The organism is Candidatus Goldiibacteriota bacterium HGW-Goldbacteria-1, from assembly GCA_002839855.1.
GTDB lineage: Bacteria > Oederibacteriota > PGYV01 > PGYV01 > PGYV01 > PGYV01.
In genome coordinates, this window is the sequence record PGYV01000001.1 from 39,306 (window position 1) to 62,970 (window position 23,665).

The window sequence follows — 23,665 nt, forward strand, 5'->3', positions numbered from 1 at the left end:
CCTTTTCATTTTTTACTTCTGTCTATTTGACGGAAGCAACCCATCTTTTGTTTACTTCAGTTAAAAGCATATATCGGAATTATTTTCTTTCCGCCGGCTTTCAGTTTAAGGTCATACGACTGTTCCCTCTTCCCGGATACCGTGTCAAGTTCCACCTTCACGGTCTTTTTTCCGGGTTCATAATACTTTCTTATCATAATAAACCTTGAAGGCAGCGTCCTCCAGCTTCTGGTATCCGCCTGTTCCGACGCGTAAGTGTATATGTTCATAAGCAGGCTCATTGTGCTGTTTTTACCGTTATTAGACAGCGCCTGCGACGCAAAATATTTGGCAGCCGCCCTTGCCACCGCTTTCGCGTATATTAGGCCGTTTTTGTGCTCCAGATTTTTCATGGCTATTGCAGATACGTTTTCCGCGTCAAAACCCGAATTAGTTCCATCCACCGACACTGAATTTACCACGCTTCCCCTTGGCACAAACGAAGGAAAAGCAACTTTAATCACATACGGTTTTCCGTTTTTATCTTTTGTCGCCGCGTTAACCTGCTTGCTTACCTTATACGGCGCCATTCCGTCATACACCACAAATATCACTTCCGCTTTTGACCTGGCTTCCGCGTGCTTTGTATATGCCTGGATACCGAATTCTTTTTTATATCTTTCCACATCATCATAAAACCTTACAGCTTCCGCAGTCCTTAAAATATCCTGCTTTACCCTGCCCGGTATTTCCGTATTATAAAGTGAAGCGTAATTCATATAGCCCTCAAGGCTTTTTTTATAATCAATATACGCGTCATTATAATCGCCTTTTAATTCAAACGCTATGGCTGACAGGTATCTTGCAAACGCATCCTGTTTATATATTGATTTGCCCTCATAGCGGTCATTTATAAGATTAAGCCTGTTGTTTACTTTTCTTGCCTCTACCTGCGCACCGGACGCGTCACCGGCGTATAAAAAATTAAGGCACTTTAAAACATTTATCATTACCTGTTCAAAATCCTCGCCTTCGTATGGAAGGCTCATATCATTTGTAAGAAAAGAACCTATATGCTGCGTGGCGCTTTTGGTATAAAGCGATTCCACCTTAAGTTCAGCCTCTTCAAGGTATTTGGTGCTTTGTTTATATTCCCCCATCATCTGCAGTATGGAGCCTTTGTCAAAATAATAAAGCAGTTCGTGTTCGCCCTTATAATTGTTTTTTGACTCTTCAATTATTTTGTCGGCTTGTGCAAACTGCCCCGCGCCCATATGTACGTCCACTTTTTTGTAAAAATTCATCGCGGCACAGCCGCCCATAAAAAGGGCGGTAAGTGCCGCGATGACTATTAAACGTTTCATGTTAAATTAGAATCCTATTCCCGGCTTGTCTATTACTTTCTTTATCTTTTTCTGCCCTACCCACGCCTTTTCATTGCTTTCCGTGTCAAAAAGTTCAAGGTCTATCTGATAGAAAATGACCTTTTTGCCGGCAGCTGCGTCAGAGATGGATGTAATTACGCCTTTAAGCATATAGTCCGCGGCAGATTCTTTCTTGAACTTCTTTGCCGTGGTTTCTGATGAATATTCCTGCATGTCCGCGCGTTCGTCCCTTATTTCTTCCCTTTCCGATTTGCTGGCCACAAAACGCACATCGCCGGAATTGGTAAGTTCCCTTTCAATATCTTTTCTGAATGTTTCCACTTCAATATGCTCGTCCGTTTTGTTCCTGATGTCGCCCACTATTACCCTTGGTTCTTTTCCTGTTTCTTTTAAGAACCTTCTAAGCCACGGCCTTTCAAGCATCTCTTTTACCATCTGTTCGGATACAAGCTGGGAATCAGTGTCATTCCACCTTCCGGACAAGTCCATAACAGTGTCTGTTTCCACCCTTTTAACGGATGTTCCCGCGCATGAAATTGCCACCATGGCGACTGCAAGTACCGCAAAAATCATTGCCAACTTCTTCATAATACCTTCCTCCTTTATAAAATGTTTTAATTAAAATCTGATGTGTATTCCGCCCTGAAGACCAAGGTTGTCTATTTTGTTTGTTTCGCCCCACGCTGTCTTAAACGGGTCTGCCATGTCGGAAAAACTTCTCATGTAAACCATTCCAAGGTTTATTCCAAGAGCGTTTTCCAAAGCCACGTCAACACCCGCGTCAAAATGGCCCGCCATAACAGTTTTGTCAAGCGCGCCGACATAGGTCATACCGGCCGCGATGTAAGGGGTGACAGTGGTAGGCATAAAAAACCATTTTACCGATAAGTCTGCCGTGATTCCCGGGAAAAACGCACCGGCGCCAAGCGCTATCTGGAAATTAGGGTTAATGTTGTAACCATAAGCCACACCCGCGATTAAAGGCATTCCGCCGACAATTGCAAGGTCATTCGGCCTCATATCCCTTGGGTAATAAGTCCTTTCTGTGTCCTGATTTGTGGCCATTAATTTTTCCACCTTGTCAGTTACAGAACCCTTAAATCCGCCTTCCGCATTTTCAGTCACACCCGCAAATACCGCTGCCGCAAAAACCGAGAAAACCGCTAAAAACAATACACTTTTTACTCTTTTCATTTCCTTGCCCTCCTTTTTTTGATTGGAATTTAAATATATCATAAAATATTGTAAAAGTGAACAATCTAATACTGCCGGTTTTATCCTGTTACTTTACGCTTTGTATGAATATATGACGACAAAAGCCGTATTTTGGTTTACACGTAATAATAAAAAAATTTATCTATTACAGCCTGAATGCCGGCGCGCTATCCCTGTTATGAAAGATACAATTTATCGTGCTGTTTAACCATTAAATCCGCGTCAAACTGAGAAAGATACTCTGCCGACTGCGGATTATACCTGCTTTTTTTGGACATTTCTTCTATTATATAAGCTGCGGCAGAATCATAATCCGAAGGTTTAAACAGATAACCCGCGCCTAACCCTTTTATAATCTCTCTATTGCCATAAACATCAGAGGCCACGCAGATTTTACCGGCAGCCGCGGCCTGTGCAAGCGTACACGGAAGCCCTTCCCACAGTGAGGTTAAAAGGAATAAATTACACGCCGCCATAAATTCTTCGGGTTTTTCCACCCATCCCGACAATTCCACATTATTGCTTAACCCATAACGCGATATCAGTTCTTCGGCTTTTTTTCTAAGCGGGCCGTCACCCGCGAATTTAAAAAGCACTTTTGGTTTTTTTTCAATTACCCTTTTTGCTATTTCAATAAACGCAAGCGGGTTCTTCTGTTTTTTTAAATTGCCTATCATGCCAACCACATACTGCCCGGGTTTTATACCGTATTTCTTTTTTGCCGCTTTTGCATCAGACGCGGCTTTTTTAAATTTTTTTAATTCCACACCGGCCCTTATTACCGTATATTTGCCCCCCCTGCCGACACCCATCTTTATGCCGTAATCCGCCACATCTTCCCCGACCGCTATTAAATCATCTGTTATTGATGCCATGGATATTTCCAGAAATCTGTATATGGCGTGCATTAAAAAATTCTGATGTTCATGAAAAGAAAAACCGTGAACTGTATGGACTATTTTTTTAACACCGGCAAGCCACGCTGCTTTTCTTCCCAGAATCCCTGCCTTGGAAGAATGAGTGTGAACAATGTCTATTTTATTATCCCTGAAATATTTTTTTAATTTGAATAACGCCTTCGCGTCGTCAACAGGGCTTATGGGATGTTTTATCTCTTTAAACAGTTTAAATATCACAGCGGATTTTTTGGATAAAACCTCTTTATCCAGATACCCGCCTTCACCCGCTAATAAGTGGACGTTAAATCTCTTTTTATCCAGATGGTCCGCAAGATAAAGCGCCACTTTCTGCGCCCCGCCCAAATCAAGCCTTGTGATTACTATTGCTATATTTTTTTTCATAAATTATCCGGCTTCCCCTGCTTTTTTTCCCGCTTCAAACCCTTCCATTATAGCGTCTTCCATGGATGAATATTCCCATCTGCCCCAGCGGCCGGCAAGAATCACGCCCTGCGCGCTTAACTTTTTTTCCAGCTCCGGCACCGTGCTGTCCCTGTAATTGTCATATATCACATACGCGTCAGGTAATAACAGCGGAAGTGTTGTTTTTATATCGCTTTTCTTTTCCAGCACTTTCATTTTTATAAGCGCGTTTATTATTTCCGCGTTAATGTTTTTTGGAACCGCGCCCTTTATTGACACTTCCGCAAATACAGAACTTAAACCCGCAGGCGCATTATAAGGTGAAAACGTGTGCGGAAAGCCTATCCTGTAAAAAGGGTATTCAGGTTCCGGCACGTATGTCCAGTTGATATCCGTCGGTTCCTTTGATTTGAAACCCGCATTAAGCGAATACACGGTACGGGCTTTAAGCCCGGATGCGGCTTTTATATACCCGGCATTGCCTGTTATTTTTAAAAACTTCTTAAGCGGCATTGTGGAAATTAACCTGTCATACTTCATTTCGCCTGATGCGGAGTAAACAATTTTATTTTTAAGGTCAACTTTTTTAACAGCGGTGTTTAAAATCACTTTTTCTTTAACCGGCTCATAGATGCCGCGGACTACAGATTCAATGCCGCCTTGTTCAGGATAATAAAAATACGCGTTGTATCCCGCACCCTCTTTTCCGGATTCCTCTATGCCTTTCATTATGTCTTCAATTTCCGGCCTTGGCACAAATCTGCCAAGCCATGACAGGGATACTTTGTCCAGCGGATGCTTTAACAGTTTATAGTTATAAGGAAGCATAAAGTTTTTTGATATGCCTTCCCCCATTACTGACATGCACCAGTTTTTAAAATTACTTTTATCTTCTTTGCCGGCAAGTTTTGCCCTGATAAAACCGGTAAGGTTTTCTTCTATTGTTGCCGGGGGAAGCCCGTAATTATTTGCCTGGTATGGGTATTTTGTATATACCCCTTTGCTGAAAATTACCGACTTGCGGGAAAGCCTGTTCATTTTTACGCGAGTGTGTTTTAAGATGAATTTTTCTGTTTCTTTATGCCTAAGATGCAGCAGGTGCCCCGTGTAATCAAATGTAAAACCGCCTTTTATCTCTGTTTTACAAAGTCCGCCCGGCCTTGAGGCGGCTTCAAGTATAATATAATTATCTTTAAGCACATGCGCCGCGGACAGCCCCGCCAAACCCGCTCCTATTATGACAGTTTTCATCTTTTCTTGTGCACGACCTTATGGTAGTTTTTCATATCAACCGACGCTATCAGCATTGCCAGCATCATTCCCGCCACCGCCACACCCAGATATAATAACGTGGCAGAATTGATTTTCATAAAAGTACCCGCTATGGCAAGCGCGGACAGCAGAACCGTCATGCCAATCATAGCAAGCACAGCGCCCTGTTTTGAAAATCCCATCACTAATAATCTTTGCGCGGTGTGGTCATTGCTTCCATAAATAGGAAGTATGCCTTTGCCCATACGTATCATCATTACAAGGAAAGTATCAAAAATAGGCACACCCAGAATTAAAAGCGGGCTTAAAACAGATACAAAGTTTGTCTTTGAATAACTTTCATTTAATGCCAGTGACGCCATCATAAAACCAAGAAAAAGCGACCCCGCGTCGCCCATGTATATTTTTGCCGGTTTCCAGTTATAAACAAGAAAAGCGCACAACGCGCCGAAAAGTGCTATAGCGGGTATCATATTATTTGTCCTACCCGCAAGATACGCCGCTATGAAAAACGCCACAGACGCCGCCGCCGCAACCCCGCCGGCAAGGCCGTCCATAATATCAAGAAGGTTCATGGCATTGGTTATTCCCACAACCCATATCACGGTCAGCATCATGTTTAATATATTATTATCCATAAATTTTATGTTCATGTTTACTTTTATAATTATAAGGGCGGTTACCAGCTGAACCGCAAGCTTTACATAAGGGGTAAGCCCTTTTATGTCGTCAATAAGTCCCATCACCACCATTATTGTCGCGCCCGCCATTATTCCCACAACACCAATTATCGACTGGTGCAGAATAAGCTTTGCGGCAATTACCGGTATGGCAAAAGCCAGAAATATCGCAAGCCCGCCCAGATACGGCACCGGTTTTTTATGTTTTTTAAGGTTTCCTCCGGGTTTGTCCACAACGCCGTATACGCCGGCTATTTTCATGGCCAGCGGCACAAGTATAAGCCCAAGAATAAAAGAAGCGGTTCCAATTACAAAATATTCCATATTGCCTCCATAAATTAAGTAATAAGCGGTTCTTAAATGTTACTTTTTAAGTTCAAATATTCCCCAATTGTTATCACTATATATACTTTCAAAATTTTTGTCCATAATATTCTTAAAAACAGAAGAATTAACAGCTTCATATATGTCGCCAAAGCCGCCGTCTTTCAGCCTTTGCAGTTCTACCCTGTTAACAAATACATATCCCACGTTTTTTTCCTTTAAATAAGTTATAAAGTTTTTTTCTTCCAGCGGCAGGTACTCCCTTGTGTTAAAAACCGTATGCGCTATAACCGGTTTTTCACAGTAAAAAGTCCTTGCCTCTCCCAAAAATAATACCCTTCCATTTTCAGGTAACGCGTTTATTTTTCTGCACGGCTCATAATAAGAAAGTTTACCTGCCAGATAGCTTTCCCTGTCCTGAGTAAAAAACGACAGCGGAGATAAATATTTTTCCGCAAAATACAAGGTCATTGAGGCCTGAGAAATTACAAGAAGAACAGCCAGAATTTTCAGAAATGCCCCTTTATTACGCTCCGCAAAACGGGCGTATGAAGCGGCAATTATAAACACCGCAGCCGCCTCTACAGGCGCCATAAACCTTAAAACGCCTGCGGTAAAAAACCATACCGTATAATAAAAAACCGCGAAAGCCGCTGGAAACCACATATTCTTTATTCCGCTTACAAGCAAGGCAAGCGGAGCTATTACAAGCGCCGCAGAAACCGCATCGCCTCCAAACGCCATATTTTTAAACACGGCAATAAACGGCGAAATTAAAAACTCTTTTATTCCTGTTCCAATACCAAAATCTGATACATGTTTTATGTAATTCTGCGCGTCTGACAACATATAGCCGTTAACGCCAAAAAGTCCCGCAAAAAACGGATACACGGGGTCTCCCGTTAAAACAAAATTTTTTGCCAGGTACGGCACAGTTATAAGCGCCCCTACCGCAAGATAAATCAGCAGCCGCAAAGCTTTTTCCCTTCGTTTTAAACCTTCATAAACAAAATAAAACGCGGTAAAAACATATATATAAATACCTGTGTATTTTACAGCCATGCATGCCCCCGCAAACAGCGATGCCAGCAGATAGCGTTCTTTATTGCCGGAATATACGGCATAAATAATTAAGGCGGTAAAAAATACCATTGGAAATTCCGCGCCGGTCCTTGTCGCGTTTATTATTACCAAAGGGGCGGTAAAAAACAGCGCTGCAAGCACTTTTTGATTACCTTTAACCGCTTTTACGGCGCTTCTTAATGCCAGAAACGAAAAAACAAGCATGGCAAAACTTATTATTTTAACCGTCAGCTCATAGGCAAAAAATGATATAAAAAGATTATTCATCATGTGCAGCTGCGGGAAGAATGAAAAGATGTTTTCGGGAGTGCTTACAAACCCGCCTTCCGCGGCATACCTTGCGGGTATTCCCTGATGATAAACAAGCTGGTCATAATAAGTCCCGGGTGTAATCACGGTAAGAAAAACCAGCAGCACTGCCGCGCCGATAAAAGCGCCAAATACAATATCTGCCGCGGTAAACTTTGATGCTTTTATCTCCAAGTACTTCTTTTTTAAATTTTCTAAAAGCTCCGAAGCCATCGGGGCAAAAAACGCGCACATTACAATTGCATACCCGTAGGCAAAATATATGTTATAGAGATGAAAAAAACCCGCGGCAAAGAAAATAGTACCGGTAAGTATGTAAGATATTCCGAATGCCGCGGCGTAATCCCCGCCCGTTTTAACTTTTGCCCCGAAAAGTTTCATTATTCCCGCACCGGTCAAAATGTAGATAATAATAATTACCGCGGCCCCGGCCGCAGAAGAAAAGTGGTATAAAATATTTTTAGGTACGGGATATGCCGCGTAATAAAGCACAAGCGCCGCAAGTACCGCGCCTGCCGCTGTCAGATTTAAGGCTTTGCGCCAAACCGCTGTATTCTTATCTGCTCCCATTTATCCGCTTCCCTTCCCATTTTATTTTTTCTAAGGCTTATAACAAGATTGTAATAAGATGCCTCATGTTCCGGATCAAGCCTTATCGCTTTCTTAAAAGAATCCTCCGCGTCATACCAGTTTCCCACTTTCATAAAAGTATTGCCAAGGTTATAAAAAACACCCGGATCTTTTACTTCCATTGCCGCCGCCTGATTATACGCGTCAATGGCATTTATATACTGCCCTATTTCATCATAAACCACGCCCAGGTTAAAAAACGCGGAACTGTAATTAGGCCTTAGGGTTATGGCCCGCTTGTACATTTCTATGGCTTTTGTATGATTTCTCCTGTCTTCATAACAATTGCCCAGAATATTATACCCGCCGGCGTATCCCGGATTTATTTTAATGGCTTTTAGTATAGTTGAAACCGCAGCCCCTGAATTTCCCATTTCCCTGTAAGCCATGGCAAGAGCGCCGTACGCTTCTGTATATTCAGGGGAAATCTTTATTGCTTTCTTGTAAAAAGGAATGGAATTTTTGTATTCCCCTTTATAATAGTAAGCCAGCCCTATGTTGTAATATATATCCGCCATTTTGGGCGAAATAACCGCCGCCTTCTTATAATATGATATCGCTTTGTCATTGTCATTCATCTGCCTGTAACATATTCCCAGATTAAGGTATATACCCATAAGCAGATTATCAGGCGCGGTTTTTTCCGCAATTAAATATGAAGCCGCGGCTTCGCTGAACATTCCCTTTTCCATCAGTACATCAGCGCGGTTAACCATTTCTTCCGCCGGCGAACAAAACCCGCTTACCGCCGCAAAAAGAAAAACAAACGCAAAAAGAAACCGTTTCACTGTTTGTTTCCCTCTGAAACGGGCTTGCCCGTGCCGGTGACAGGTTCAGCCTGCGTTTTGGTTTTTGCGCCAAGCTGTTTTAATTTTGCCTTTATCTCTTTCTTTCTTTTGTTAACCGGAAGAAGCCTGTCGTACCTTGTCCAGTACTTGATTGCTTTTTCATTCTGCCCCAGTTCTTCAGCCAGTATAGCAGCGTTAACATACGCCGCCATATCCCACGGTTCTATATCTATGGCGGTTTCAAAAGCTTTCAGCGCCTGCGGATACCTTTGAAGCCTTAAATTCGCAACACCCAGGTTGAAATAGGCATTTTCCAGCGTGATGTCATCTTCAGGATTCATTGCAATAACTTCATTAAGCTGCTGTATCGCCTCTTCATATTTATTCTGCAGAATATATATGGCGGAAAGGTTCTGCCTTGCGTCCACATCGCTGCCGTTTAAAGAAAGAGCTTCCATATAATTTTTTTCCGCGTCATCAAGGTTGCGTTCTTTATAATTAATTATGCCAAGGTTAAAATGGCCGGTTTCAAAGTCCGGTTTTGCGGTTACAATATTGGTATAAACCTTCTTCGCGTTCTTATAATCTTCCGTATCAATCAGCGAATTGCCAAGGCTTGCCTGCAGAAGGGGATTTTTAGGCTGAAGTTTTAACGCCTGTTTTGCCGTCTTTAACGCCTGTGTAGGATTGCCTTTTTCGCCGTAAACAATGCTTAGGTTGTACATCGCTTTAATATTTTTAGGGTCATGTTTAATGGCATTTTTAAAGGATTCAATAGAATAGTCAAGCTGATTTATCTGCGCGTACGCGCTGCCAAGCTGGCTCCAGTATTTGGGATTCTTTGGGTCTTTTTTTAACAGCGCCCTTAAATTATCTATAGCTTCGGGGTATTTTCCGTCTTCATAATAGTTTTTAGCCTGCGTTTCAAGGCTTACCTCTTCCTGCTTTGTCTTGGGTTCCGGAACCACTTTATGTTTCTGCATGGTGGTGCACGAAGAAGCCGTAAAAACCGCCGCAGCGCATACCGCTATCACTAATCTTTTCATTTTTTTCTCCGTACCGCATTTTTAATTTCACGTTCAATTATCAGCGCTGATTTGTCCCAGCTGAAATTTCTTTTTAAAGTAACTCTGCCGCCCTTTGCCAGTTTTGAGCCAAGGGTTTTATTACGCCTTAACTTTTCAACCGCCTTTGCAAAGCCTTCCGGCGAAGCAGCGGATAAAAGGTTTATGCCGTCTTTACCAAGCACGCCTTTGGCGGCGAAATCGGACGCAATTACCGGCACTCCGCACGCCCAGGATAACAGCACTTTATTCTGCCTGCCAGCCCCGTAAAATACGGGGGCTATGGACGCGTCCCAGCTTTTTATCTCTTTTTCCATATCGGATATATAGCCTTTTACCAGGATATTATTACCCGTAGAACACAGAGCTTCAGAGTTTTTTCCGGCTATTATTAACCTTATACTTTTATCAGATTTATAATATTTTTGCCATACCTTTTTAAGCAGTATTTTAAGCCCGTCTTTGTTGGGTGCGTAATTAAAGTCGCCAAAAAAACCAAGGGTAAATACGCCTTTATTTTTAACCTGCGTTTTTTTCGCGCCGTATAAGTCCGCGCCATTTGGCGCCGGAATTACATCTGTTGGTTTTAGAAACTGCGCATCCTCTTCATAGTTGATAAATACTTTTTTAAACTTTTTACCAAGATTTTTTTCAAACTTTAACACCCTGTTTTTATCCAGGGCCGCATATATTTTTCTTATCAGTCCTGTGCTTTTTTTTGACTGCCTCTGAAGGTATAACCCCAGCGAATCCACAACATCAATTACAGCAGGTATATTATAAAGCGCCGCATAAGGGGCGGTTCTTATCCGGTGGCAGTAAATCACATCAGGGTTGAATTCCGCCACGGCTTTTTTCACGGCCTTTCTCATGTCTGCGGAATCATACGCCGCCACATTCATCGGCTTGCCTGTAAAAAAAGCCCGTATTACATTTGACAGTATGGCAAACCTGCCTATCCGCACCACATCTGTTTTTTCACACTTAAAGTCCACCGGCTTTGTAAGTTCATTAATACCCGCAAAAGTGACAATCCTTATCGTATTTGACTTTGCCAGCCTTTTTAAAATACTGTTTACGCGGATCCTGTCGCCATCATGCGGCGGATAAGGATACACTGGTGAAATCACAAGAATTTTCATGTCATCTACCGCCGGCTTCTTTTTTTATTATTTCCAGATTCTGCCTTGTCATTGCGCTTTGAGGATTAAGCGAAAGTGATTTTGACAGCAGTTCAACCGCTTTTTGCTTATTCCCCTTGTAATAATACGCTATACCCATGTTATTGTAAACCTCTGCAAACGAGGGGTTCTGCCGTATTCCCTTTTCACATATATCAATTGCCTTGTCATACTCTTTTATGTTGTTATAAACCCCTGCAAGGTTTGAATACGCCTCTATGACGGATGGTTTTATCAATATTGCTTCAAGATAAACTTTTATGGAGTCATGATATCTTAGCATCTTTGAATACTGCACGCCCAGATGAGTAAGAGTTTCCGCTTTCGTGGGCGATGTCGCAAGCTGTACGGCCTGTTCCAGATAATATGCCGCTTTCTCATCCATATTATAATCCCTGAAAGCGTTGCCAAGTTCGGTATAAGCGCTGGAATAATTGGACACGCAGAATTCGGTGGTGTTGTTCATATACAGCCTGTCATAATAAACATTTCTGTATGAAAGTTTTTTTAAATTTGCCTCTGCTTTTTTTAAATTACCTTTTCTGTCCGGGGTGAATTTCATCATAAGCCCGTTAGGCGCCAGCATATTATTACCTGCCGGATAAAATTCTTCAAAAGCTTTCCTGAAAACAGAGACATAAATATCAGAAGTACGGTAATTGTTGGCCATAAGGTTATCTATTTTCTGCGAGTAGTTGAAATCCTTGCCGGGATTTAAAAGCACGCCGGGGCATTCCCTCTTTAAATTATCAATACCCCATGGCACATAAAGAAAAAGCGTTGTAACCGGGCAAAATTCCGTTTTATGCGCCACGTATTTAAAATACATCTGCGGCATCACGTTAAAATCACCTTCTAAAAGCGCGATTCCCGGAGTATCCACGGACTTTATTATGTTCATTCCAAAATCATAATTATAATAATACCGGGACTGGTCAGCTTTTCTGTATGTCGATGACGCCATGGCAAAAGGAAGTATAAAAAAAATGCAGATGACTAGTACCGCTTTTCTGCCGGCTTTGTCAGCCAGCCACAAAACCGCCCCGGCTGCAAAAACAGCCATTGACGCATAAACAGGAATCATAAAAACATCCATTATCCATATCATCTCATCCTTAAGGTTAAAATATAAAGCCAGCGCGCCGCAGACAGAAATAAGAATTACCCCGAAAAGCGCAAGTTCTTTTCTTCTTTTAGATATATAAAGGACAACAGCCCCTGTTATGGCCAGAAGCAGCCCTGCCGGTGTCATTTCATTTATAAGGTGCGACACCACCCTTGCCGACTGTTTTATGATTACAGCCAAATCCCTGGCTTTTTCCATGTCCGTGTACTGCGCCCTGAAGATTACCCATAAAAGCTGTTTTAAATCCGCGGGATTTCCCCAGTTTAATAATGCGCCGGAATTGGACCTTATTATCAGGTACATATAAAGAAAAATGCCCGGCACCACGAATACAAAAGCGGTGCCAAGTTTTTTTATTATCTGTGTAATATTTAATTTCATTTTTTTAAAAACAAGCAGCACATAAACAAAAATTCCCGGCAGCACAACCGCCATACTTTCCCAGTGATTTCCCAAAGAGATGCCGTATATAAGGGAAGCCGCGTAAAAATACCGGTTCTCTGCCGTCTTATCCCATTTAAAAAGAAAATAAACAACCAGTAAAAACAGCATCGCGTTTAAAGTATAAATTCCGCCTTTGGAGGACAGGGATTCCGACCATACGGTATATGTCATTGCAAAAACAAATGCTGCCGCGGCTGATACAGCGTAAACGGAAAGCATCTTTTCTTTTCTGCGGAAAATTCCGGCAATAATCAGAAATATCAGAACAGCGCCTGACGCGCCGCAGAAAGCAGCCAAAAGATTAACCCGAAACCCGGGACTTCCCGCGGGGATAAAGGTAAATATTTTTCCCGCAAGGGAAAAGAGCGGATAGCCGGGCGGATGCTGAATACCAAGAGTAACCGCGCATGCCGCGGTTTCAGGCGAATCATTGGCATGAAATACCGGATTTAAGGTATGCAGGTACATAAAAAATACCGCGGTAAAAACAAACGCTGCTATGACGGCTTTTTTATCAGGCATCACTGCCATAATGGACTGCCTCTCATTAAATTTAATTACGTATTATTTTGCGGCTTTTATAAAATCTTCCGCTTTCTGTTTTTCGTCCGGAAACATTCTGATAAGGTCGCGCGCTATTTTTACCGCCTGTATTTTATTTCCGGTTTTATAGTAAGCCACCGCAAGGTTAAAAAGCGCGCCTGAATGGTTTGGCGCCATAGCCACGGCTTTGGACGCGTATGACAGCGCCTTTTCATTATCACCCATTGACCCGTATACCGCGGATGCCTGGTAAGGAAAATCATAACTGTCCGGCCACATTGCCATTCCTTTTTCAAAGACCACAGATGCTTCCTGCAGTTTGGAATTTACAAACAGCGAATATCCAAAAGCGCCTATCGCCCTGGGCGAATACGGTGAAACCATATATAACGAAGCTGCCGGAGGAAGCATTTCCGCAGTCATACGCCTTAGAACGTATTCTTCAAACAATTTCATACTGTAATCCCAATCGCCCCTGTTTAAATCAAATGCTTTTTTAAAATACTCCATAGATACATTTGAATCTTCAACCAGCCTTGCGGCAGTACCGGCATAATACAGGTATTCGTGGCCTTGGGGGAAAACACGGACAGCGTCTTTGGCATATTCAAAAGAGCCGTTAAGATTTCCGTAATGCTGCGCTTCTTTCGCCTTCCTCAAATAATCATCCGCCGTTAACCTTTTGGACCCGTAAGCTGCCATAACAATTATCAGCAGTGCAATTATCCATAGGATAAAACCCTTTTTATTAATCTCTTTTTCTTCAAATTCAGCCCTGCCGGATAAAACACATGCATACGCGGCCATGGCAAAAAAAGACGCGCACGTGGGCACGATCTGAAAAGGAAAATTAAAAAACGCGTGAACCATTAAGCCGGATATGCCGGCAAATATTCCCGCGGCAACAAAACGGCCTTCTTCATTTTCTTTATATGCAATAAACACATTCCTGAAAAATATAAAAATAAACATAAAAAACAGACCTGCCGCGGGCAGCCCGTATTCAGCCGCAAACTGAATAAAATCATTGTGCGCGTGGCCGGATTTGTAATAATCCGCCTTTTCAAAATCCGCAGGCTTCATATTGGCCGACTGATAAAAGGGATAGGTAATGGGAAAGTTTCCCGCGCCTGTCCCGAATATTGGCTTTTCTGAAATCAGTTTGATTGAATTCTTCCAAAGTATCACGCGTATTCTGCCGGATTCGTCTTCCATTGAAGCCGCGCTTTTTATCCTGTCAAGAGCTGATGGGTTCATTACAATAAACAAAAGGCCTGCAAAAATAAGCGCTGCCGATAATGTAAGTACCAGCCTTTTTTTAATTACCTTCATCTTTAATAACAGTATTGCGGCGGCAATAACCGAAACCGACCAGCCAAGATAAGCACCCCTTGTCTGTGTCAGAAAAAGAGCCGCGGTAAAAACCGCCGCCATTAAACCGTATATCAGCCTTTGAAGCCCGTTTTTTTCCAGGGTAAACATATAAGCAACGGGTATAAAAATCAGCAGGTGCCCTGCAAGAAAATTGGGATTTCCAAGCGTGGAAGATGCCCTACGGTCAAAGTTGGTAGACCACGGCATAAAATCCATTCCGGCAGACTGCATTATCCCGTAAAGCGCGGCAATAAATGCCGATAAAAGGTATACTGACAGCAGTTTTTCAAAAAAGCTCCCCTTTTCATCCGCCGCTGAAGCGGCAATGATAAGGTACATAAATATGATGTAACAGAGGTTTAGGAATAACCTGTCAAAAAATTCATGCGTGTTAAAAACAGCAAAAACACCAAAAAAACTTACCGCCATAAATATAAACAACGGGAATCCATAAGGGGAACGCGGGATTATCACCCTGCGCGATAAAGCACAGGACGCGGCAAAAAAAGCGGCTGACAGCATAACAGACGCCGTAAAGAAATATTTTTCAGCCACCCAAAAAGGGTCAGAACCGGCAGGATTAACCACCAGCACAGACATAAAAGCGGTTAATAAAACAGATATTTCAAATCCCTTTTCCGCAAGTTTCGCGTATTTCACTTATCACCCCGCGCATTCAGCTGCTTCCTCATATTTACCATATATATGAATACTATAATAACATTATGGGGGATGGTTTTCAAGGCAGGTATAGTTTAATACTATTTCACAGCCATGGTTATCCGCTTCAACGTGCGGCAGTTCGTCGGGGTGTAGGTTTGGTAGACGCGGATCATTAGCCCGCGCGTTTTAATTAGTGCTGTCAAATCAACTGCCGCACCTTAAAAGGTGCGCCTACCAATACTAAAACTCAAAATAAACTGCCGCGGGCTGAAGACCCGCGTCTACCACTACATAATTCTAAACAACGCGCCTTAAAGGGATGCGGCTACCAGAACATAACTATTATTATTAAAATAAATAAAAAGACAACATCAATATTTACATGATTAAATTTTATGATATAACTATATAATACATGGAGGTGAGAAATGAAAAACACACAGACAATAAGCGTTACGATCCCAACAGAACTGGCGCGCTCTCTGAAACAGCTTCAAAAACACAAAACAAAAAATTGCAGCGCCATAGTGACAGAAGCTGTGCGGGAATATGTACTTAGGGAAGAGTATGAGGAACTGGCTGCTTTTGGGGGTAAAAAAGCAAAAGCCGCATCCATTATGACCAAAGAAGATATCAACAAAGCGGTACATAGGGTTAAAAGAAGTGCAAAACAAACGCGGCCGGAGTCAATTTAGATTATATAGTGTCCGGAGATAAGCATCTTTTGAACCTTAAACACTATAATAAGATTAAGATAATAAAACCCGCCGAACTGTTAAGGTTATTTCCTTAAATTATAAATTCAAAACTATTTCTTTTCTTTTGCCTTTTCCCTTAAAGCCTTGCGTTCTGCGGGCGACATTTTCTGATATTTTTCATATGCCTTTTTTATCTTTTCTTTTTCTTCGGGAGACAGTTTTTTCCACTGCTCGTATTTTTCCTTTAAAATCTGCTTCATCTGAGGGGAAAGTTTTTCCCATTCTTTGTACGCTTCTTTTAACCTTTCTTTTTCTTCCGGGTCCATCTCTTTAAGTTTCTTATGGTTCTTCATTATCCACATCTTTTTTTCAGGGGAAACCTCTTCCCAGTCGCTGTATATTTTTCTTATCTTTTCTTTTTCACCGGGTTCAAGCGCGTCCCATGACTCTTTTGTTTCTTTTTTCACTGAAGCTGCGTTTTCATCACCCGCCGCGGATTTAACATCCGCCGCAAAAGTAAAAGAAGCAAAAATAACCATTACCGCCGCCAGAATAATTTTTTTATACATTTATACCTCCATAAAAAATCTTTTATTATGCTCCGTTTGCCCTGCTTAAAGATTCGTAAAAATCAAGCCTTTCAAGTATTTCAATGTTCTGTATTATTTCCATTTTTTCTCTGATTTCCGCCTGGCTGCGCAGGTTATCCTGCGTCCTTACGTACTGAAAAGCCGCTCCCGCCACAAAAACCGCCATTATAGTGGCTATGCCTGCCCTCTTAAACGTGCTGGAACGGAACAAATCGGTTATAAACGCGAACTTTCTATTTTTCTGCGCTTCAATCTTTTCGTGAATCCCTTTCCTGTGCATGGCCCATACCGAATCAGGAAAATCCACTTTTATTTCAGAAGCCGCATCCGCTATTTTTTTATATGACGCGTAAACAGCCGCGCAGTCCGCACAGGTTTCTATGTGTTTCTTTACTTTTGAAACCTCTGCAGCGTCATGAATCTCGCCGTATATATAATCCAGAATCAGCTCTTTTTTATCATTACACTCTTTGTTCATTTTTGATTACCTCCTTCTGTAGCATTCTTTATCTTTTCCATCGCTCTGTTTAAATGGGACTTTACAGTACCTTCTGATATTCCGATAATTCCTGAAATTTCCCTTATCTTATACCCTTCAAGATTCTTTAACATGAACACCTGCCGCTGAATATCTGTCAATCCCTGCATGGCGTCAGTTATATTCTCTTTTAGTGATTTTTTTTCGTAATCTTCTTCTATATTAACGCAGTCCTTTATGTCAAACCCGCGGTCATCCGGGTCATCACTTTCCATATCTGTCATATTCCTGAACCGTGACTGCACTTTCTGTTTTCTGCCGTTGTCATAAAAAGCGTTCATTGTAATACGGTATAAATATGTCCAGAAAGAACTGTCGCCCCTGAAAGAGCCTATATTTCTTATGACTTTAATGAACACTTCCTGGGAAATATCCCAGGCTTTATTGTAATCAGCCGTCAGGCCAAAAGCCATATTATATACCCTTTTCTGGTATCTTATAATAAGCTCATCTGCCGCGCCCTTTTTGCCGGACTTTATATCCATTATAATTTCCAGATCCGCTCTGTCCATTTAGTATCCTTTCTTAAAAATTAGACGCCCGTAACCGTTTTTTTGATTACACCTTATTTTATAGCAAAAACAGACCCTGTCAACCGGTATAAATTAAAGCCTTTTCCACATTATAAGGCCGTCGTATTTATCCTCATAGAATTTAGGCCGTCTGCCCTTAATTTCGTACCCGAATTTTTTATACATTTCAAGCGCAGCTTCATTATTTTCCCTTACTTCAAGGGTCAGCGAAGACAGCCCGGCAGCAAACACCTGCCTTTCCACCTGCTTTAAAAGCCCTGTGGCTATGCCGTTTTTTCTGAATTCCGGCGCGACAGCCACGTTTGAAATATGTGCGTAATCCGCAATTTTATCAGCAATTATATAACCCAAAAGCCTGTCTGACGCCTTATCCCTGGCGGCAAAGAAAAATGAAAGGGCGCTGAAAAACTTTGAAATTTCCACATTAAAAGCTTTTTCATCCCACGGCCTGGCGTGGCATACCTTTTCAATTTCCAGTATTTCAGCAAGGTCATTCTTGGATACATTCTTTATATAAAAATCCATATATTAAACTGTGTACTCCTTTTTTTCCTGCAAAGGCGTCACTTTAAGCCCCGGTATGGCGGCAAGTTCTTTTTTTACTTTTTTAAAGTATTCCGGTTTAATGTGGTACACGTAAATTTTAGGTTTTAAACCGCCAAGTTTTTTTAAGTCCTCGTGCAGCGTTTTTGGCACATAATGCCCGCTGGTTTCCGCAAGCGCTTTAAGGTCATTTGGAAAAGATATTTCCGCGAAAACAGTTTTAAGCTTATCGCCAAGTTTTACGGCTTCCGCCCAGATATTATCGGTGGTTTTTGTGTCCCCCGTATACATTATATAATGGTCATCTTTTCCTATCAGGAATCCAAAAGTGGGAACCGTATGATTAACAGAAACCGCTTTTATTTTATATCCTCCCAGTTCAAACCATTCATTTTCTTTTACCGGCATATATGAAAAAATATCCTGACTTCCAAAGTTTTTTATTTTTGTAAAATCCGGCCATACCACGCCGTTTAACAGGTGTTTTTTAATAGCGTCAATTGTGAATTCCGACGCTGCAATTTTAACCGTGTCCGCTTTATTGCTTACAATATTTACCGCAAAAAACGGAAGCCCCCCGATATGGTCCATGTGCGAGTGCGAAATAAGCACATTGCGTATACCGCGCTGTTCTTCAATGGTTGAATTAAGCGCTATAGTCCCCGCGTCTATTAAAAGCTCCCCGTTTAAAATAAAACCCGAATTGTGTTTTTCCGGTAACTGCCCGCCATAACACCCCAGAACTTTTATCTTCATTTTCACGCCTCCCCGCGCAGCCCCGCCAGATTAAAAAACTTTGAGTTTTCATAACCCGGTATCTGCTGAAACTTTGTTATATTAACGTACTGTTGTATCTCTTTTTCCGCCACAAGCATATATTTTTTCAAAGGCAGAATATAAGCTTTTTTTCTGATATCGCCATCCTTTTCCAGAAAGGCCAGTTCTCCGCCCCTGTCAAACACATAAACTTCGGTGGTGTTAATCAGAATATTAAAATCGCCTGATTTTATTTCATCCCTTACCGTTCCCAGAATTTCAACAACCTTTTTTCTGTCCGCTTCCCCAAAAATAATCGCCGTCAGTTCCCCGCTTCCGGAAGCGCTTGTAAGCACGTCCTTAAAGGCCGCATGCAGCGTTTTCTGAATAAACTGAAAATCCTTCTTTAAATCGGCGGGATCATCATGCGACAAGCCAAAACTAAAGTAAACAACATCCGCTTTCAGCCATGTGTTTCTTAATTTTATATCGCTGTTCCTTTTTACAAAGCGCTCCGCGGCGCCTTCAGGCATTGCCTGCCGCAGAAAACTTTTTCTTTTTTCCATTTCCCTTTTTTTGCTTCCGGCCTTATACCCGTAAATCAGTACAAAAGCCATTATGTTGCCGAATGAAACCGCAGGATAATCGCCATAAATCCCCGAAACATAGAGCCAATAAAAAGCGGCTGCAGAAGCAAACTGTATAAAAATAAAAAGCGGAAATCCCGCCCCTATTCCAAATTTGAAATACGCCCCTGCTGCCAGCAGCATAATAAGCGCGGCGGCAATATAATTAATTACCCTGTCAAAAGTTATCTTGCCCCGGTCAAGCATCATTGAAACGGCAGCCCCAACCGCCTGCATTGAATACGCATCGGAATTGCTGTCAGAAACTATTATTATCCTGTTATCCGCTTCCTGCGGGTCCATTGATATAAATTTATTCAGTGCCATAACTTCAGGTTTCCCGGCATAAACAGGCACAGCCATTTCACCCGAAGAATTAAGGGCAGCCCCTGTAATGTCGCCTATTTTCAATTTCCCGTCTTCAATGCCTATCCTGCTTCTGGGAAGCTTATAATATTTTCTTAAAGCTTCCGCGGGCGCGGATATTATGATACCGCCTTTTACCGAATATAAAGCGGGTATTTTAAAAGGCGTGTATTTAAACCCGCTGAAAAAACCGGTATTCCTGGAAGAAAGCCACAGCCTTTTATTTTCTATTTTCCCGGCCGAAAACCCGCGCGGGCTGCCTTTATACTTTGCCCCGCTAAAATAAACGTATTGGGAAATATCCTCTCCTGCCGCGCCTGTTTTACCGTATCTGTTAAAAACAACGGGCACAAACCCTTCCGCTTCCGCCACAAGAAAAGAAAAATCCTGATATTTTTTCTGCGCGTTTTCAAGCCCGTTAAAATCCTCGCCCGCCATGAAATCACCCGGCGTTTTTGAAAAGATATCCGGCATAAACAAAGTGACGGAATTTTTAAGTTCCCCTGTTTTTTTAATAAAAGCCGCGGAGGATTCCGCGTTGAAATTCCCGTTGATAAAAATTACTTTTTCATTAACCGCGGTTCCGGAAGCACCGCTTACAGCCTTAAGCGAAAGCGATAAAAGATAATCCGCCGAAAGGACATATAGCACAACCGCAATAACGGCAGCAGCCGCATAAATGATTTTTTTAGACAATCTGATGTCCCCGTATGCCGTCAGAAATTATATTTCTCCAAAGGCTTTTTTCATTTCAAGATACTGTTTGTATTTTCCGATATTATCAGCGCTGCTTACAGTTATGGAATCTCCGTTAATCACTATAACTTTTGCTTTTTCCATAGCCCCAAGTATTTCCAGCAGTTTGGGTTTATTTTCATCCATGCCGGTCTCTGTTACAAGCGAACTAAGCGAAGTGACAGAGTTGTCGCCGCTTTTAGAAACATGCATTAAAAGAGTATTTACCACGCGCATATTAAAGTCCTTGGTGGTAAGATTTTTAAGCTGTTCGTTCATCAGGCGGATTCTGGAGCTCATGTTCTTTAAAATCTTTTTTACTATCTTCGCGTTTCGCTGCATCTGCTGTTCAAAAAGTTCTTCGTTTAAAGCTATACATACCGTATCCGCAGCGGCAATGGCGGATGCCGAACGGACATCCTTGTCTATTACAGCCATTTCGCCGAAGAAATCCCCCGCGCCAAGAGTAACAAGCGTTTTTTCGCCGTCATCCGTTTTTTTTGTTATTTTAACCGAGCCTGTATGGATAATAAACATTTCTTCGCCTACCGCGCCTTCTTTAAATATATATTCTCCCGCTGCAAACTGCCTTCCATAACGCCCTAATATATCATCTTCATTTGACATAACAACCTCCTGAATTCTTAAATCATTTTAGTCTTGTATTTAAAGTATTTTACTATAAAAAAGACGGGGGTGTCAATGGAAGACAGGATGCTTGGACAGGATGCTTGGATGGTTAGATGTTTGGATGCTTGGTTAAAGCAAAACTGCGAAGCGGAAATCCCCGTGCAAACTTGTTCGGATACAAGATTACCAATTTGCGGCGTGTACTGAAAAAACACACCCAATCACTGTAAAACCGAAGGTCGTCGCTTTAGCCAACCTTCCAAGCATCTAACCTTCCAAGCATCCAGTCTTAAAGGTACGGGCTGAACAGCCTGGCAATATTATTTCTGAACCTTTTAATAAACGGGCCGGATCTTGATTTAACAAGGGTCAATTCATGTGCATCCGCTACTTTTCGCAGAAAAATTTTATCAAGTTCATGCGCCAGCTCTTTATCATAACATTCCGCGTCAAATTCAAAATTAAGCCTCATGCTTCTTGCGTCCCAGTTGGACGACCCCACATATGACCAAAGCCCGTCAACCGTCATAATTTTAGAATGGTCAAAAACACCGTCATACCTGTATACGCGGCACCCTTTTTCTATGACACGCCACAGCGTGCCATCCATAGCCCACTGCACATACTTTAAATTGCCGCTGTGGGGAACAAGTATTTTCACTTCTATCCCCTGAAGAGCGGCAAGCGAAAGCGCGCTTATTACCTGCGGGTCCGGAATAAAATAAGGCGTCTGAATATGAATGCTTTTTCTTGCGTTTGCTATGGCGTTCATCATCACCCACATATTTTTTTCCAGATTCCGGTCAGGCCCGCCCGGAACAGGCCTTACATGAACAGTACCTTTTCTCTTAACGGGTAACACCCACCCTTTTCCATTAAGCTGTTCATGCGTTGTGAATTCCCAGTCTTCCGCGAATACTTTTTGAAACTCTGATGCTATAGGCCCCCTGAACATAAAATGAATATCTTTAAGCTTTACTTTGCCGTCTGCCCCTGTCTGTTCCCTTATATTCGCCCCGCCGATATACGCTTCCTGCCCGTCCACTGCCATTATTTTTCTGTGCGACCTTAAATTATAAAACAGAAGGCTTATGGGCATATTGGCTTTCATAAAAAAAGCGTGCGGTATCTTTTTTTCCTTAAGCAGCATGCCTATGGTGGGCTTTGAATAATGCGCGCCGACATTGTCTATCAGAACCCTAACCAGCACGCCCCTTTTAACGGCTTCTGCCAGCGCGGCCACAAAAAGTTTCCCTATTCTGTCATTGTCAAAAATATATGTCTGCAATGTTATTGTTTTTTTAGCGCGCCTTATACCCCTAAGCATAGCGGCAAAAGCAGCTTCGTTTTCAAGGACAGTCACGCAGTTGCCCGGCACCAGCGGCGTCGCCAGCACGGCATCCCCGCTTCTTATCAAATCAAGGATATTATGCGGCATCTTTCTGGGAAGCGCGTATGAGATTCTTTTGCGGATATATTCCGTATCGCCAAGTTCCGGTTTAAGCCAGCTTAAAAAGAAACGGTCTCTTTTTAACTGGCTGGCCTTTCTTTGAATTCTATTGACCCCAAAAAGATAATACAATATCGCGCCAAAAAGCGGCGAAAGGATGATAACGGCAAGCCAGGACGCGGCTGACCGCGAATCACGTTTATACATTATAACGTGTATAATCGCCCAGGCGGAAATAATGACAAGGAAAATCAGCCCAAGTTCCGCTAACAGCAATACAGAAATATGAAGTTTATCCAGCAGTTCCGCCATAACTCCCCGCCTTTTTATTTATACGTATATAATAACAGAAAAAACGAATATCATAAAGACATGTTCTTAAATTTTTCTTGCTTTAATCATACCCATCTTGTAAAATTATCTCTGCTTTATGTTTCATTCAGTTCCGGCAATGGGGCAGTAGCTCAGCTGGGAGAGCGCGGCGTTCGCAACGCCGAGGCCGGCGGTTCGATCCCGCTCTGCTCCACCAATAGAAACAACAGCCCAAAAGGGCTTTTTTTATTAAATACCGGTTATAGGTTTTGATAGTCCATTGTACGGAGAGATGTCCGAGCGGTTGAAGGAGCACGCCTGGAAAGCGTGTAGGCTGAAAGGTCTCGTGGGTTCGAACCCCACTCTCTCCGCCATTTAATTTAAACAAAAGCGAAAATCGGAAAGCCAGTACGGAGAGGTGGCAGAGCGGTTGAACGCGCCTGATTCGAAATCAGGTGTCCTCGCAAGGGGATCGGGGGTTCAAATCCCTCCCTCTCCGCCATTTA

The 23,665-nt window shown here is 42.3% G+C and carries 21 protein-coding genes and 3 tRNA genes; 4 read left to right on the top strand and 20 right to left on the bottom strand.

What is annotated here, in order from left to right:
* Nucleotides 1–56: 56 nt before the first annotated feature.
* The 12 genes from CVV21_00195 to CVV21_00250 form a co-directional block, all read right to left on the bottom strand.
* Nucleotides 57–1,343 (bottom strand): hypothetical protein, encoded by a 1,287-nt coding sequence (locus CVV21_00195; GenBank protein ID PKL92802.1) that lies wholly within the window; start codon nt 1,341–1,343, stop codon nt 57–59.
* 6 nt (nt 1,344–1,349) lie between these two features.
* The gene (locus tag CVV21_00200) at nt 1,350–1,952 is read right to left on the bottom strand and encodes a penicillin-binding protein activator LpoB (protein ID PKL92803.1); all 603 of its coding nucleotides are present in this window, start codon (nt 1,950–1,952) and stop codon (nt 1,350–1,352) included.
* A 30-nt stretch (nt 1,953–1,982) separates the two neighbouring features.
* A complete protein-coding gene (locus CVV21_00205; protein PKL92804.1) occupies nt 1,983–2,558 on the bottom strand; it encodes a hypothetical protein in 576 nt (191 codons plus the stop codon).
* A 197-nt stretch (nt 2,559–2,755) separates the two neighbouring features.
* Nucleotides 2,756–3,880, bottom strand: a complete 1,125-nt coding sequence (locus tag CVV21_00210) for a hypothetical protein (GenBank protein ID PKL92805.1) — start codon at nt 3,878–3,880, stop codon at nt 2,756–2,758.
* A gap of 3 nt (nt 3,881–3,883) precedes the next feature.
* A complete protein-coding gene (locus CVV21_00215; protein ID PKL92806.1) occupies nt 3,884–5,152 on the bottom strand; it encodes a hypothetical protein in 1,269 nt (422 codons plus the stop codon).
* On the bottom strand, nt 5,149–6,177 hold the full coding sequence (locus CVV21_00220) for an undecaprenyl/decaprenyl-phosphate alpha-N-acetylglucosaminyl 1-phosphate transferase (protein PKL92807.1): 1,029 nt from the start codon (nt 6,175–6,177) through the stop codon (nt 5,149–5,151). Before CVV21_00220 ends, CVV21_00215 begins: the two co-directional genes overlap by 4 nt.
* A gap of 39 nt (nt 6,178–6,216) precedes the next feature.
* Nucleotides 6,217–8,139: a hypothetical protein gene (locus CVV21_00225; protein PKL92808.1), complete on the bottom strand. Its 1,923-nt coding sequence runs from the start codon at nt 8,137–8,139 to the stop codon at nt 6,217–6,219.
* Nucleotides 8,097–8,987 (bottom strand): hypothetical protein, encoded by an 891-nt coding sequence (locus CVV21_00230; GenBank protein PKL92809.1) that lies wholly within the window; start codon nt 8,985–8,987, stop codon nt 8,097–8,099. The genes CVV21_00225 and CVV21_00230 overlap by 43 nt, the downstream gene beginning before the upstream one ends.
* Complete coding sequence (locus tag CVV21_00235; protein ID PKL92810.1) at nt 8,984–10,033, bottom strand: hypothetical protein; 1,050 nt, start codon at nt 10,031–10,033, stop codon at nt 8,984–8,986. Before CVV21_00235 ends, CVV21_00230 begins: the two co-directional genes overlap by 4 nt.
* Entirely contained in the window at nt 10,030–11,193 is a 1,164-nt protein-coding gene (locus CVV21_00240; GenBank protein ID PKL92811.1) for a hypothetical protein, read from the bottom strand. The genes CVV21_00235 and CVV21_00240 overlap by 4 nt, the downstream gene beginning before the upstream one ends.
* 1 nt (nt 11,194) lies before the next feature.
* A complete protein-coding gene (locus tag CVV21_00245; protein PKL92812.1) occupies nt 11,195–13,333 on the bottom strand; it encodes a hypothetical protein in 2,139 nt (712 codons plus the stop codon).
* 33 nt (nt 13,334–13,366) lie between these two features.
* On the bottom strand, nt 13,367–15,379 hold the full coding sequence (locus CVV21_00250; GenBank protein PKL92813.1) for a hypothetical protein: 2,013 nt from the start codon (nt 15,377–15,379) through the stop codon (nt 13,367–13,369).
* 431 nt (nt 15,380–15,810) lie between these two features.
* Between CVV21_00250 and CVV21_00255 the strand changes: the two genes are divergently transcribed.
* Nucleotides 15,811–16,077, top strand: coding sequence for a hypothetical protein (locus tag CVV21_00255; GenBank protein PKL92814.1), 267 nt, complete (start codon nt 15,811–15,813; stop codon nt 16,075–16,077).
* A gap of 113 nt (nt 16,078–16,190) precedes the next feature.
* Here the strand turns inward: CVV21_00255 and CVV21_00260 are convergent, their stop codons facing one another.
* The 8 genes from CVV21_00260 to cls all read right to left on the bottom strand — a co-directional run bounded on the left by CVV21_00260 (nt 16,191) and on the right by cls (nt 23,159).
* Complete coding sequence (locus tag CVV21_00260) at nt 16,191–16,649, bottom strand: hypothetical protein (GenBank protein ID PKL92815.1); 459 nt, start codon at nt 16,647–16,649, stop codon at nt 16,191–16,193.
* Between the two features lie 25 nt (nt 16,650–16,674).
* Entirely contained in the window at nt 16,675–17,148 is a 474-nt protein-coding gene (locus tag CVV21_00265; GenBank protein ID PKL92816.1) for a hypothetical protein, read from the bottom strand.
* Complete coding sequence (locus CVV21_00270; GenBank protein PKL92817.1) at nt 17,145–17,720, bottom strand: hypothetical protein; 576 nt, start codon at nt 17,718–17,720, stop codon at nt 17,145–17,147. Before CVV21_00270 ends, CVV21_00265 begins: the two co-directional genes overlap by 4 nt.
* 93 nt (nt 17,721–17,813) lie before the next feature.
* Nucleotides 17,814–18,266, bottom strand: coding sequence for a ribosomal-protein-alanine N-acetyltransferase (gene rimI / locus CVV21_00275; protein ID PKL92818.1), 453 nt, complete (start codon nt 18,264–18,266; stop codon nt 17,814–17,816).
* Between the two features lie 3 nt (nt 18,267–18,269).
* The gene (locus CVV21_00280; protein ID PKL92819.1) at nt 18,270–19,040 is read right to left on the bottom strand and encodes an MBL fold metallo-hydrolase; all 771 of its coding nucleotides are present in this window, start codon (nt 19,038–19,040) and stop codon (nt 18,270–18,272) included.
* Between the two features lie 2 nt (nt 19,041–19,042).
* Complete coding sequence (locus CVV21_00285; protein ID PKL92820.1) at nt 19,043–20,728, bottom strand: hypothetical protein; 1,686 nt, start codon at nt 20,726–20,728, stop codon at nt 19,043–19,045.
* Between the two features lie 27 nt (nt 20,729–20,755).
* The gene (locus CVV21_00290) at nt 20,756–21,394 is read right to left on the bottom strand and encodes a hypothetical protein (GenBank protein PKL92821.1); all 639 of its coding nucleotides are present in this window, start codon (nt 21,392–21,394) and stop codon (nt 20,756–20,758) included.
* 292 nt (nt 21,395–21,686) lie between these two features.
* Nucleotides 21,687–23,159 carry a cardiolipin synthase gene (cls, locus tag CVV21_00295; protein PKL92822.1) on the bottom strand — a complete coding sequence of 491 codons (1,473 nt, stop codon included), beginning with the start codon at nt 23,157–23,159 and terminating at the stop codon, nt 21,687–21,689.
* Between the two features lie 141 nt (nt 23,160–23,300).
* Here cls and CVV21_00300 point away from each other — a divergent pair.
* The 3 genes from CVV21_00300 to CVV21_00310 all read left to right on the top strand — a co-directional run bounded on the left by CVV21_00300 (nt 23,301) and on the right by CVV21_00310 (nt 23,661).
* Nucleotides 23,301–23,376 (top strand) — tRNA-Ala (locus CVV21_00300).
* Nucleotides 23,377–23,445: 69 nt separating this feature from the next.
* Nucleotides 23,446–23,533, top strand: a tRNA-Ser gene (locus CVV21_00305).
* Nucleotides 23,534–23,571: 38 nt separating this feature from the next.
* Nucleotides 23,572–23,661: transfer RNA gene (locus tag CVV21_00310), tRNA-Ser, on the top strand.
* Nucleotides 23,662–23,665 lie beyond the last annotated feature (4 nt).